Here is a 12948-nt window from a genome sequence, read left to right as displayed (position 1 = left end):
CCTTCTTCCTATTAATTCTTATATTAAAAGTGAATTCATCAATAGAATTCAAATACCATTTCAAACAATATTATTTCTTAAAAATCCCAAATGGTTTCCCTACTGGTAATACAACTTGTCCGAAGTGTGTATTTAAAACGGCCGCCGCTGAGCCATAGAAAGATAGCAGGGCAATACCCATTTCTGCTATTGCAGCGAACATATGCGTTGCATCATGCATAATGCCAAAAGAACTCAAAGATAATCCAATAAATAAAAAATCAATCAAGACAAAAATGAAGAATAAAACTTTATGTGTTTCCATAGCTCCAACCGTCATAAAGATACTAAAAATTAAATATCCAATAAACGCAAATCCAAGCTGTTTAACATCTCCATCTGCAGCCAGGTTTTCACCGAAATACCCTAACTGAATCAACCAGGTTGTTCCGACACCGAACCAAAATAGTCCGAATGCTCCAAATGCAGTGGTCCCAAATGTATTGTTATGCTTTGCGTCTAGAAACGAAGCAAATAACTGTGCTAGGCCACCTAAGAAAAATGCCCACGGCAAGATAAAAGAAAGTCCCTCTGTTAAACCTAGTTTTTGTGACGACGCCACAAAAGTCACCATCGCGAGACCAAATAAGCCTAGCGCAGATGGATCTGCTGTTGTTATTTTTACTTGTGTGTAATTCTGAGTCTCCATTATACCCTCCTAAAAAAATATACCTATGTTAATGTATCTGAGAAAAGGAAGCGTGTCAATGAAAAAAATAGGTGTATTTTCCTAATATTTGAAACACCATAAATTGAAGTGCGCTTCCAATTAATAAAGCAGAAAGGATCATACCTTTTCATCGAAATTCGCAATTAATGTTTAATAACGATAAAGAAAGACATATTAAATATAGAGTTTATCAAGAAAGAAGTGAAATGAGTCTTCCAATTGCCCATTACTATAGACTATAGTATCGACAGTAGCAAAGGAATCGTCACAATACTCATCAACGTGGTAATTAATGTACTGTAGGATACAAGGTCAGGTTCCGTATTGAATTGGAGCGAGAATATCGTGGTATTTGCTGCAGTAAGCATGGCAGCCAAAACAATCAAAACCTTTGCTAGCATGCCCTCAATCGGTAACAAGACGATGTAGCGGTAGGAAATCACCTAAAAGCGAACCAACTGTGAAGAATGTCAAGGCAGCTAATAAACCAGCACCCATGTTGCCAATATCGTATTTTGATTCTGGCTTCTCATATTTCAAACCTGAGATCAACTGACCGTTTCCTGTCAAAGATGGGAACTTTTTTCCTACTCGATCAAGTACGCTAGCAAACACGATGGCAAATACATTAAATCGGTCATGACTAGAGAAATTATCACCACTAAACAAACAAAAAAGACTATGATATAGCTTAATTTAAATCTCTGTTTTTCCATACCCCTCACCTCATAATTCCATAAAATCGAAAATAAGGCACTATCCAGGTTTCACTGGACAGCACCCTTCTTCAATATAAACCATTATTTAAAAAACAATTGTTTTATTTTCATGAACAATAATTCGATCTTCTAGATGCCATTTAACGGCTCTTGCTAAGACACTTCGTTCAATAGAGCGTCCAATCTTTTTTAGATCGTCAATGTTGTCTCGGTGATCAACGCGCATAATATCTTGCTCAATAATCGGTCCTTCATCAAGATCATTCGTTACATAATGGGACGTTGCACCAATTATTTTTACCCCCCGTTGATAGGCACGATCATAAGGTCTTGCACCAACAAAAGCCGGTAGGAAAGAATGATGAATATTAATAACCTTAAATGGTTGAGCCTCTACAAAAGAAGGTGTCAAAATTTGCATATACCTTGCTAATATCGTTAAGTCGACATCAAATTCCTTTAAAACCTGTAATTGTTTTTCTTCTACTTCTTTTCTATTTTCTTTACTTGCTGGTATATAAAAGAAATGAATATCCATGGATTCTACAATATCTCTTGCGACCTCATGATTGCTTACGACAAGAGCAATGTCAGTAAGTAAATCACCATTCTGCCATTCCCACAAAAGCTCACGTAAGCAATGAAGCTCTTTTGATACAAAAATAGCGGTCTTCTTCAAATCATGTACAAATGCTATTTTCCATTCCATCGAGAATGTATCGGCTATGATTTGAAATTGACTCTTCATCTCTTCTTTTTTCCCTAATAATCCAGGACATTCAAATTCAACTCGCATGAAAAAGTTTCCGCCTTCTGGATTGGTTGTATATTGACTAGATTCAATAATGTTTGCATTATTTTCGAAAAGAAACTTTGATACAGCCGCTACAATACCCGGTTGATCCGGACAATTGATTAGTAAGCGCCCTCTATTTTTTCGATTTTCTTTAAATGCACGAAGCTGATCTTGACTAACCGTTTTCATGTGACTCTCCTTTTATGTATTTTAGGTGCCAAGTACCATACAAATAATTGGGGTTTTTTCAAATCATGGTCTATTGACACGCAAGAAAATTCTTATTTTACTTGAATGCTATACAAAAAATTAGATAAGTGAAAGGGCCTAAACCATTTAAGCGATTAGGCTCTTTCACTTATCTTGTCCTGATTTTACAATAACCTTTACAATAGGACAAATTTTCTACTTTCCTTGTTCCTCCAATTAAAATATAAAGCCGATAGCCATCATGCTATCGGCTTTATATTTTAAGCTGCTTTAGAATGCTTTTGTATTGATGTGACATTTCTCCCGTGCATGAAATAATACAAAATAATAGCTAAAGGAGCCACTCCGTTTATAGGAATTGGCTCCTGACTTTAAAACATTATCATCACTATCTTTAAATTATTTCTCTTAACTATTAAAACTCCTATCGAGAAATACACGCTATCTGAAGAAGGAATCGTTTTTTTACCAATTATTCTCCACTCTACTTCAAAAGGATCGGTGTTTTAATAATGAACAGCACTGCCTGTTCCTCCAGTTACGGAAATGACGTCACCAGTAATAGAAACTGACAACGGCGAGGCTAAGAATGTAATCACGTTCGCTATATCCTCAGCTTTAACTAAGCGACCAATTGAATTCATTTCAGCTACTTTGCGTAAATCTTCCTCATTCGGAAATCGTTCTCTAGTTGTTTCTGTTTCTGTAATACCTGGATAAACAGCATTAACAGTAATCCCATGTTTCCCTAACTCGACTGAAGAAGATTTAGTTAAATGAACAACAGATACATTACGAGCACCAGCACTAATACTTCCAGCATTCCTGGCAGCCATACCACTCACATTAATAATACGTCCCCAATTATTCTTAATCATATGAGGAGCAACGGCTCTTGTACAACGAAAATAGCCCATAAACTTTTCTTCAAAATCTTTTAAAATGAGCTCATCTTTTACATGATTGAAATCTTCAGGCTCTCCTCCACTTACACGTGCCCCATTATTCACCAAGATATCAATACCACCCATTACAGCTGCCGCTTGTTCCACTAAATTTATTATAGAATCCGGGTTACCGGTATCCGCCACTATTGGATAGATACTTCTACCTGTTTCCTCAGCTAATTCTGCCGCCGTTTCCTTCAACGCTAATTCATTTCTAGAACATATTGTACAATCGACACCTTCTAAAGCCAATTGGCGAGCAATCGCTTTACCAATTCCCTTACTCCCTCCTGTAATGAGCGCTTTTTTACCAGATAACTGCAAATCCATGCCGCAACCCCCTATGTATTATGAAACCTTATTTTGATCCTTCCATAATTACTTTCTAGATAAGAAGTGATTCTCCTTTAAATTTTTAGTAGTTCTATAGGGGATAAAGTCCATTCCATTGTTTCGACCGGGTTGACGTAGACTTACTGATATAAGTATACAGAGCCAAATTTTTATTTTTCCGTTGGCTCAGGAATTGCCTTTCTAATAAGTAGTTCAGTGTGTTTTATAATAACGCATCGAATTGTTCGAGAAATGAATCATTCAATTTATTCCTTCCTTCTTTTCACATTACATGTTTGTGGACATGTTTTACAACGATTAGTTGCTCCTTCTAGTAGATAGGAAAAACAACAGGTAGTTCTCACACGAACTTCTTCTTGCAAATGCGCTTTATACCTTTTGTTATGGTAATATCTTTTAATCAGATTTTCATGATCGTTTCCAAAGAGACTTCCAGGTGCTTCATAAACGAGATAATGGAAATCTTCTTTTGCTCGATTTCGTAATTCTTCATTATCTAATTTTTGCAACACTGATTCATATAACCAGAATAGATAAATAGCAATATTCTCCCAAAGAATAAGCTTCGACTGCTTTGTCACTTTTGCTAATTGATCAATAAGGACATGAACATTTTCAGAAAAAAAATCCTTTAGCGCTTCTTCCCTCCATTGATATCTGTTTTCCTCAGCTATTTCTATTTTAATATTGTGAAAATAAAATTTCGGTAACCACAGATCTTCTGCTTCTTCTGTTTGAATGCTTATATTATTTAAAGAAGCATTTAATTTTTTATTCCATGCGGTGATTCCATATAAATAGATCACCGCTAAAAAAGCGTATCTTTTGACGAAAATGGAAGCAGTCACCTGCAAATTAGGAGACCCAATATGGGCACCTACTTTCTCCATATACCACAACAAAACATTTTCATCTACTAACGCATTTAATGGAATGGATAGCTCTGATAACTTTTCCTCCGTTGATAAACGCAACGGTCTTAATTGTTCTATTTCGTCTTTATTAAGGACATCAAGCATGAGAAATTCCTACTTGCTTTAGAATATTTCTTCCCTTCCCGTAAGGAATACACAATGGGGTCCCAAATAGAGGATCAATTGTAATTTCGCATTCCATTCCAAACACCTTTTTCACCAAATTAGAATTTATCACATATTCAGGTTTCCCTTGTGCAAAAATTCCCCCTTCATTTATCGCGACAATATTATGAGCATAGCGACAGGCTAAGTTCAAGTCATGCAACACCATGACAATCGTTCTTTTTTCCTTTTCATTCAGTTCAAATAGAAGGTCCAGAATCTCAATTTGATGTGTCATGTCAAGATAAGTAGTTGGTTCATCAAGAAGAATAATATCCGTGTCCTGAGCTAAGGTCATCGCAATCCATGCTCTTTGACGTTGTCCACCAGATAAGGCATCTACAAGTCGGTCTTTTAAATTTTCAATACCTGTAGCGGCTAAAGCGTTGTTCACCTTCTCCTCATCTTCTTCAGTCCACTGCTTGAGCCATGTTTGATATGGGTAGCGTCCTTGCTTAACAAGCTGTAAGACAGTTAGACCTTCAGGAGCTACAGGTGATTGTGGAAGGATCGCCATTTGCTTAGCTACATCTTTTGTTGACATTTTTGCAATCGCTTCTCCTTCTAATAAAACAACTCCTGTTTTCGGCTTTAATAAGCGTGCTATTGAGCGAAGAAGTGTAGACTTCCCACAACCATTCCCTCCAATAAAAACGGTAATCTCTCCTTTTGGAATGTTAAGATCTAACTCGTCAATAATGATGGTATCTCCATATGAAAGGGTTAAATTCTTCGTTTCAATTGCTTGCACCATTTTGCCCGCTCCTTTTACAACTTTTATTTTCAAACTTTTATTTTTATATCCTATATAATCGTACTTTTCTATTTAGCTAGCTTCAGCGTCTAGCCGCTCGAGGTGCTTCCGTTTTTCTATGAATTCCGGGTTTTAAACAACAAGTATATAAAATAGGGTGCTCCTATTCCCGCAGTGAATACACCTGCTGGAATCTCTAATGGAGAAAATAAAGTCCTTCCAATCAAATCCGCTACCATGACTAGAATCCCTCCAATTAGTGCTGATACAGGTAATAATGCACCAAAAGAAGAACCAACTAGTCTTCTTGCCATATGTGGTGCCATTAATCCAACGAACCCGATTCCACCGGCAAAAGCAACAGAGCTTCCGATGAGTGCCGTACTAATCATCATGAGAAAAAAACGCTGCCGTTGAACATGACTTCCTACTCCAGTCGCAATCTCATCACCAAGTTCTTGAACATTCATGTTTCGTGCTAGCATCAATGCCACTATAATAAGGAATACAGTCAAAGGAACCAATATATGAACATTAGCCCAAGTCGAACCGTTTACAGTTCCCGTAATCCAAATATTCGCTTGACTAGCTCGATAAATAGGACCTAATATCATCATTAAAGTGGTTAAAGCCTTCATAAGAGCTGAAATTCCAATTCCTATTAATACAAGGCGAATCGGTGAAATTCCATTTTTCCATGCTAGTCTATAAATTGTAATCGCTATAATTCCAGCCCCTACAAAAGCAGCTAAAGGCATCCACTTAATACTTACGGTTAAAGCGTTATTATCATCACTAAAAAAGGCTAAAAACCCTACAACCGCAACAGCTGCTCCTCCTGTAATTCCTAACATATCTGGAGATGCTAATGGATTTCTAACCATCCCTTGGAGGATTCCACCAGCCACCGCTAATGAAATCCCTACCATAAGCGCTACAATAATTCTTGGCAAACGAAAAGACGTAACAACGAGTTGTTCCATCTCCGTACCCCCGCCAAAAAACACTTGTATAACTGTGAGAGGGTTAATTTTCATCTCGCCAATTCCCGTACTGACAATAAAGGTGAGCAAAGTAGCAATAGCCATTATCGTAAAAACTTTTGCCGCTCGTTTATCTAAAAGAAAGGAGATTTTTCCCTTAAACCATCTAACACTTTTATAAGAACTCATTTTGAGTTAAACCCCTTTCTTGCAATATAGATAAAGAACGGCGTTCCAATGATAGCCGTCATAACCCCAACAGGAACTTCCGCTGGCATCATTACATAACGTGCCAAAATATCTGCGGCAAGCAACAGAATACCTCCGAGTAGACCTGAGAATGGAATCACCCAGCGATGATCGATACCTACAATTGCACGAGTTAAATGGGGAGTGACAATTCCAATAAATGCAATCGGTCCAGCAATGGCAACCGAACTACCTGACAATAGAATGATGATAACAGCTGCTCCAACTTTTAATAAAACTGTATTAAGTCCTAGGCCTTTCGCAACATCATCTCCCATTGATAATATATTCATTTTCGATGCAATGAAGAGGGATCCTAACCAGCCAATTAACAAATAAGGTAATAGAGCAGTTAATATTTCAAGCTTTCTTCCCTGAACAGACCCCGCTAACCAAAACAAAACTTGCTCTAAAGCTGATTCATTTATAACAAGAAACCCCTGGGTCAAGGAAGAAAACATCGCCGTCAATGCAGCTCCCGCTAATGTGAGCTTTATTGGAGTCAGTCCCTCTCTACCAATTGATCCAATCGAGTAAATTCCAACAACCGCTACTGTTGCACCTAAAAACGCTACCCAAGCAAAGGCTTGCAGGTTTCCCATTGAGAATAGAGTCACCCCTATTACGACAGCAAAACCAGCTCCTGAGTTTATCCCAAATATTTCGGGCGAAGCAAGGGGATTTTTCGTTAATGTTTGCAAAAGTACACCAGCGATGGCTAAACTGCTACCTACCGCTGCAGCAATTAATGCTCTAGGCAATCGAACAGTTGTAATGACAAGATGTTCATTTGATCCATTATGACTTTGAAAAGCATCCCAAGCCATTTTCCAGGTTGTATCTGTATAGCCATACACAATGCTGGCACACATTAACAATAATAATAAAATAATTGCAATGAAAAGTCCTATTAACCTCTGTTCATTTTTCTTTAAAAGCATATCTATTAACCTTTCAAAATTATTTTTTTAAAAAATAAATCATAAATTAAGTCTATTGAAAGACTATTATTCTGTCAACGACTTTGATAATCATTTTCAATTATCTATTGACAACAAACACGAAAACGCTTTAATATAGTCTTATAAATGAAAATGATTATCATTAATATTTAGAGGAGGAACAAAGAAATGAAATCTATTCGATCTATTCTATCTTTCCTTTCGATCATGATGGTCTTCTTCTTAGCTGCTTGCGGCAGCGGCAACGAAGAAGAAAACAATGCCGAAAAGAAAGATGACAGCCCCAAAACGGAAGATACTAGCTATACAGTCGAGCATGCAATGGGATCAACCACATTAGAAAAAGCACCTGAGAAAGTCGTTATTTTAACAAATGAAGGTACTGAGGCCCTTTTAGATCTTGGTGTAACACCTGTTGGTGCTGTTCAATCATGGACAGGAGATCCTTGGTATGATCATATCGCCGATGAAATGAAAGATGCTGAAGTAGTTGGATTAGAAAGTGAAGTAAATGTAGAAGCGATTGCTGCTTTACAACCAGACTTAATCATTGGAAATAAAATGCGCCAAGAAGGTATTTACGAGCAGCTAAGTAAAATTGCTCCTACTGTTTTTGCAGAAGACTTACGTGGTAATTGGAAAAAGAACTTTGAACTTTATGCTAAAGCCCTTAATAAAGAGGAAAAAGGAAAAGAAGTCCTTGAAGCGTATGATACTCGTATTGCTAATCTAAAAGAACAGCTTGGGGACAAGTTGGATATGAAAGTCTCTATGGTTCGCTTTATGGCTGGAGATGTTCGTATTTATCAAAAGAACTCTTTCTCTGGTGTTATTTTAGACCAACTTGGATTTGCTAGACCAGAAAGTCAAGATGTAGATGATTTTGCGATTAAAGGAGCTACGAAAGAACAAATGCCTCTAATGGATGGCGATATCCTCTTCTACTTTACTTACGAAACTGGGGATAATGCAGCTTCCGAGCTTGAAAAGGAATGGATTGAAGATCCACTATTCCAAAACCTTGAAGTAGCGAAAAAAGGTGAAGTACACAAAGTAGATGATGTAATTTGGAATACAGCTGGTGGTGTAAAAGCTGCTAACTTAATGTTAGATGATATTGAAAATACATTTCTAAAATAAATTATAAAATACTTTTGCTTTCTCAAAGTCAAATATGACATCGAAAAAGAGGCAGCCAATATCGGCTGCCTCTTTTTTACTTCTTCTTTTCAGCTTTACTGTAAAAATCACCAGTAACCTCTACAGGTTTTTTAACTGTCTTACCGTTAGGCTTTGTATTTACATCTCTTGGATTTTTTCCTTCAGGCATAATACCCCTCCTTGAAGTTAATCCATTTTATTATCTGCTATTTTCATTCACCCTAGTCATTTGAACAACGACAATTTTTCAAATGACTCTCCTTCTGTTCCCAGCCAGTATTCCTGACTCACATTGAAAAATTCAGCTATTTTCACTAAACCGCCATGATCAGAAACATCTTCTCTGTTTTCCCAATCTCGAATATTCCTTTCTGCCCATTAAATTGCATAATTTAGTTGCGGAATAGATAACTTCTTTTGGATTTTTTTCTCGACTTTTGACGGGTTTCTTCATTAATTTATAAAGAATATATAAAGCAAATCCGCAAATTCATCTTCAGTCAGCCACATGTTTTTTTCGAAATCTTCATTGGCCGATTATCAAATTCGCCCCGCCGAATTTGCGCCCGGATTTTTATCGAGCTCGCTCGATAAATGACCTTTAAAAAATCCGAGGCATCCGCCGGAGGCTTAACTTCATTCAGCCGGGGTTTGAACCCCCACTGAATCAGAGAGCTTTTTGCATTCATCCCCCACTTACAGAAGTGGAGGACTTCTGTACCTGTCGCAAGCTTTCGGTACAAAAAGCATTTGCTGAATGAAGTTAAACCTTAAATTCCATTCATTAGATTATGCTGTAGTTTCTTATTCTTGGTTGCCCAATGTAATCCTCAATTGGATAAAGACTATGTGATAAGAGAGCAAGAAATGAAGATTGAGATTCTAAAAAAATATCTTCAAATGCTAAACAAGGAGGAAAAAAATCAAGTTCAAAGTGGGAGATGAAGTAAAGATCTGTTAAAAGGGGACTTTTCTAGCCACATAATGGGTCTAACAAATAAGACTGTCCCAATTTAATACCTTTTGGGACAGTCTCTTTTTGAAATTTAACATTAAAATTATTTCACCAATATACTAACTTCATGTAACGCATTACGCACCTTGCCGTATTCACTTGCATGAGGACGATCTCCGTCATCTTCGTACCCATAGTCAAACATTCGATTTCGGTTCAGTGTTAATTTTGTCACTGTAGGACGAAGTAAATCAAATAACTCAAATCGTGCGTGTAACTGTGGAAATTGTGATTGATAGCGTAAAATCTCGTTCCGAACACTGCTCCAAAATTTTTGTTCGGTTACGCCTTCATGCTCTTCTAAAATCGTCGCTAAGTAGCGAAAATGACAAATAAATAGACCCGTTAAAATAAACTGCGTTAATCCTTCTGGTTCCTCACTTCTTAATACAGCTTTCAACTCTTCAGATAAAGAACGTAACTCATCAAATGGCTGGTCGCTAATATTCACGTCATCTACAAAATCTTTCATAATAATCCGAACTGGTTTAAAATTCTTTAACACAAGCACTGTATTTTGGCCATGCGGTGAAAAGACAGTACCGTATTGATATAAATAATGCAGCAGTGGCGGCAATACTGCATTCATCAAGGCTTCTATCCACTCTTTTGGTGTCAAACCAGATTTTTGAATGTATGTTGACACAAGCGCATTCCCTAAATGATCGACATGTAATAGAGCCGCTAACGTAATCGCCTGCTCTCCTTCTCCTAACTCTTCATAGACACTTTCTCTCCACACAACACCCAGCATTTCTAAATATTGATAAGGTGCATTTTGAATTTTTGTAAACGTTGGATGACTTACATTTAACGTTGCTACTTCACCAAGCAATCCTATCTTGCACGTATCTTTTAAAAATGCATCTTGATCTCGAATTCCTTGAATGTGTTCCGTTACTTGAGGCGCAATAACGGTACGTTCACTTGGCAACCCGCGATAAACAAGCGTATTCAAAATACTCATCGGCAGCTTCACATGATATTTTTCCCGGTGAGTCGTATTTACAAATGTTCGGATTGACTGTTGAGGTAAATAACTGTCCTCACTTTCTCCAAGTGGTACAATGAGGTCATTGGAAATATACTCTGCATAAAGTGGAACGATGACATTCATCCATTGCCATTCATGAACAGGTATATAATAGTAATCACTCAATGTTAATTGACGTTCATTCAGTTGATTAGCAAATGATTTCAGTGTATTTTCACTTAGTTCTTGTCTGATCATTTTTTCAAATGATAACGTGGCTAACGATTGAAATGAACTTACTTGTTTGGCAACAGCAATCCATGACAGTCGAATATGATTCTTCTGTTCTGGAGCAAATCGAACATAGTCGCCATAGCCAAAACCAATTCTTCCCTTATTATATGTAATCCATGGATGCCCCGTCATTTCCCCTTCCAACTCGGCATAATCCATTTCAGCCAGTTCATCTGCGGATTTTCTGTTCTGCAAATGTAAATCGGCAACTAATGTATGAAAATACTCTTTAGCTAAATGTCCTGCTGTCGAATGGGTCATTCCCTTTTCTTCTGACAATCCAATCAATAGCTGTAGTGCTTTGGAAAGTCCAACCTCTTGACCTTCAGACGTTACTTGTATCGTGTCAGAAAGAACATAAAAGCTATCAAATAACTTATCTTTTGCTTGATACGTGTATGTCACTCCTTTTTGATCTTCCCATTGATACGTCGTCACATCCGATTGTTTTTTTATTTCCTTTGGTTCAATAATTTGTTCATACATAAACTCTTGGAGCATTTTCGCAAGCAGCTGTTGATTTGCTTTTTCCCACGACTGTTTTGTAAACATAGAAAGATCAGTTTTGACAATATTCATCCTTCATTCTCCTTTACTTGTTTATAAAGTTCTAATGGTTTATTACGTATCGTCATTGCAACTACTGATACGGCTAATAACACAGCACCGCTCAGTAAAGGTCCATAAAAATTAGTTTTACTCGAGGTTAACGCTACTAATGGAGCAATCAGCAGTGCCACATTTTGTACAGCAATTAACCAACTGTAATAATAAGTAGCAGCTTCCTGACTTTGGCGAAATAAATAGATATCTAACACAACCATACTGAGATAAAAACCTGCTCCATATAAAATTCGACTTATAATAAAGATACCTAGGCTATCAATCGACGCTTGTATTAGTAAAGTAAAGGCACTGAGTATGGTTACCATATAAAACAGTGGAATAACTTGACCACTAAATACACGGATTGGAACGCATAACTTTAATACAATCGCCATAACACTTGGCATAACATAGAATAGAGCATTCACTTGATGACTCACCTCATATCTTCCATCCACAAACAGAGTGAAATATGGGCGAATCGCATTATGACCAAGATAAAAAAAGAAAATAGCTACCATATAAAAGAAAATCGGCTCTGCTACAGCCTTTACAGGCGTTGGTTCGGTATTTTTCTTAGGCCCAACGGAAAACGATTGTTTTGTCCAAAGTAAAACAGCTAATAAACAAAGATCCATAAAAGCAAATAACTGATACACTTTAAGTGGCATTTCCCATGATATAACAACACTTCCAAATAAACTGGAAACAATAATCGCCGTATGTACAACCATAATATATATAGTCGTTTTTCTTGCCTTCTCTTCTTGCTTTTCAATACTTCCTACTAAATAGGGATACAGTAGGTAAAGACTACTTTGAAACACTAATAATAAAAGCGATGTTGTTAAAAAGCTTGAAAAGGTTGTACTTTCACTCAGAATCACCTTTAAAATAGCGGTCATCAAAAGTGAACATCCCACGACACGCCTCATTGCCCATCTTTTTAACAAAATTCCCCAAACTGGAGTCATGACAATCACAACGAGCCTGCAGCAAATGATAAAAACAGAAGTCATCTCAATTCTTTCTATGCCGAATGCTTCTGAGAAATACTGTGGGTAAAATGGGGATAATAACACTTCAGACGTCATTGTTAGAAATAAACATATAAAAACAAATGGAGTTCGGATCATG

Annotated in this window: 11 protein-coding genes; 1 reads left to right on the top strand and 10 read right to left on the bottom strand. The window is 37.1% G+C overall.

Features of this window, described 5'->3' with window-relative positions; translation table 11 throughout:
* Window positions 1-70: 70 nt before the first annotated feature.
* From JMM81_RS09805 to JMM81_RS09770, 8 genes are all read right to left on the bottom strand, one after another.
* Entirely contained in the window at window positions 71-688 is a 618-nt protein-coding gene (locus JMM81_RS09805) for an acetate uptake transporter (protein WP_256241394.1), read from the bottom strand.
* 426 nt (window positions 689-1114) lie between these two features.
* Complete coding sequence (locus tag JMM81_RS09800) at window positions 1115-1378, bottom strand: 2-hydroxycarboxylate transporter family protein (RefSeq protein ID WP_256241393.1); 264 nt, start codon at window positions 1376-1378, stop codon at window positions 1115-1117.
* A gap of 135 nt (window positions 1379-1513) precedes the next feature.
* Window positions 1514-2413, bottom strand: a complete 900-nt coding sequence (gene purU / locus JMM81_RS09795) for a formyltetrahydrofolate deformylase (protein ID WP_256241392.1) — start codon at window positions 2411-2413, stop codon at window positions 1514-1516.
* A gap of 527 nt (window positions 2414-2940) precedes the next feature.
* Window positions 2941-3711, bottom strand: a complete 771-nt coding sequence (locus JMM81_RS09790; RefSeq protein ID WP_256241391.1) for an SDR family NAD(P)-dependent oxidoreductase — start codon at window positions 3709-3711, stop codon at window positions 2941-2943.
* A 269-nt stretch (window positions 3712-3980) separates the two neighbouring features.
* Window positions 3981-4754 carry a (2Fe-2S)-binding protein gene (locus JMM81_RS09785; protein WP_256241390.1) on the bottom strand — a complete coding sequence of 258 codons (774 nt, stop codon included), beginning with the start codon at window positions 4752-4754 and terminating at the stop codon, window positions 3981-3983.
* Window positions 4747-5568 carry an ABC transporter ATP-binding protein gene (locus tag JMM81_RS09780; protein WP_256241389.1) on the bottom strand — a complete coding sequence of 274 codons (822 nt, stop codon included), beginning with the start codon at window positions 5566-5568 and terminating at the stop codon, window positions 4747-4749. Before JMM81_RS09780 ends, JMM81_RS09785 begins: the two co-directional genes overlap by 8 nt.
* Before the next feature lie 116 nt (window positions 5569-5684).
* Window positions 5685-6740 carry a FecCD family ABC transporter permease gene (locus JMM81_RS09775; protein ID WP_256241388.1) on the bottom strand — a complete coding sequence of 352 codons (1056 nt, stop codon included), beginning with the start codon at window positions 6738-6740 and terminating at the stop codon, window positions 5685-5687.
* Complete coding sequence (locus tag JMM81_RS09770) at window positions 6737-7741, bottom strand: FecCD family ABC transporter permease (RefSeq protein ID WP_256241387.1); 1005 nt, start codon at window positions 7739-7741, stop codon at window positions 6737-6739. The genes JMM81_RS09775 and JMM81_RS09770 overlap by 4 nt, the downstream gene beginning before the upstream one ends.
* A gap of 189 nt (window positions 7742-7930) precedes the next feature.
* On the opposite strand from JMM81_RS09770, the gene JMM81_RS09765 reads away from it, so the two are divergent.
* Window positions 7931-8902: an ABC transporter substrate-binding protein gene (locus JMM81_RS09765; protein WP_256241386.1), complete on the top strand. Its 972-nt coding sequence runs from the start codon at window positions 7931-7933 to the stop codon at window positions 8900-8902.
* Window positions 8903-9981: 1079 nt separating this feature from the next.
* On the opposite strand, the gene JMM81_RS09760 is transcribed toward JMM81_RS09765, so the two are convergent.
* Complete coding sequence (locus tag JMM81_RS09760) at window positions 9982-11784, bottom strand: IucA/IucC family protein (protein ID WP_256241385.1); 1803 nt, start codon at window positions 11782-11784, stop codon at window positions 9982-9984.
* Window positions 11781-12947 carry an MFS transporter gene (locus JMM81_RS09755; RefSeq protein WP_256241384.1) on the bottom strand — a complete coding sequence of 389 codons (1167 nt, stop codon included), beginning with the start codon at window positions 12945-12947 and terminating at the stop codon, window positions 11781-11783. The genes JMM81_RS09760 and JMM81_RS09755 overlap by 4 nt, the downstream gene beginning before the upstream one ends.
* Between the last annotated feature and the right edge of the window lies 1 nt (window position 12948).

The organism is Bacillus sp. V3B (genome assembly GCF_024494465.1).
Lineage (GTDB): Bacteria > Bacillota > Bacilli > Bacillales > Cytobacillaceae > Bacillus_BD.
The sequence above is the reverse complement of the archived record's forward strand: the minus strand, read 5'-3'. Positions and strand labels throughout refer to the sequence as shown.

What these genes read in the sequence shown, in the direction of transcription:
- JMM81_RS09805 (WP_256241394.1), bottom strand. Translation starts at nt 688, where the DNA reads ATGGAGACTCAGAATTACACACAAGTAAAAATAACAACAGCAGATCCA.
- JMM81_RS09785 (WP_256241390.1), bottom strand. Translation starts at nt 4,754, where the DNA reads ATGCTTGATGTCCTTAATAAAGACGAAATAGAACAATTAAGACCGTTG.
- purU (WP_256241392.1), bottom strand. Translation starts at nt 2,413, where the DNA reads ATGAAAACGGTTAGTCAAGATCAGCTTCGTGCATTTAAAGAAAATCGA.
- JMM81_RS09755 (WP_256241384.1), bottom strand. Translation starts at nt 12,947, where the DNA reads ATGATCCGAACTCCATTTGTTTTTATATGTTTATTTCTAACAATGACG.
- JMM81_RS09775 (WP_256241388.1), bottom strand. Translation starts at nt 6,740, where the DNA reads ATGAGTTCTTATAAAAGTGTTAGATGGTTTAAGGGAAAAATCTCCTTT.
- JMM81_RS09780 (WP_256241389.1), bottom strand. Translation starts at nt 5,568, where the DNA reads ATGGTGCAAGCAATTGAAACGAAGAATTTAACCCTTTCATATGGAGAT.
- JMM81_RS09760 (WP_256241385.1), bottom strand. Translation starts at nt 11,784, where the DNA reads ATGAATATTGTCAAAACTGATCTTTCTATGTTTACAAAACAGTCGTGG.
- JMM81_RS09790 (WP_256241391.1), bottom strand. Translation starts at nt 3,711, where the DNA reads ATGGATTTGCAGTTATCTGGTAAAAAAGCGCTCATTACAGGAGGGAGT.
- JMM81_RS09770 (WP_256241387.1), bottom strand. Translation starts at nt 7,741, where the DNA reads ATGCTTTTAAAGAAAAATGAACAGAGGTTAATAGGACTTTTCATTGCA.
- JMM81_RS09765 (WP_256241386.1), top strand. Translation starts at nt 7,931, where the DNA reads ATGAAATCTATTCGATCTATTCTATCTTTCCTTTCGATCATGATGGTC.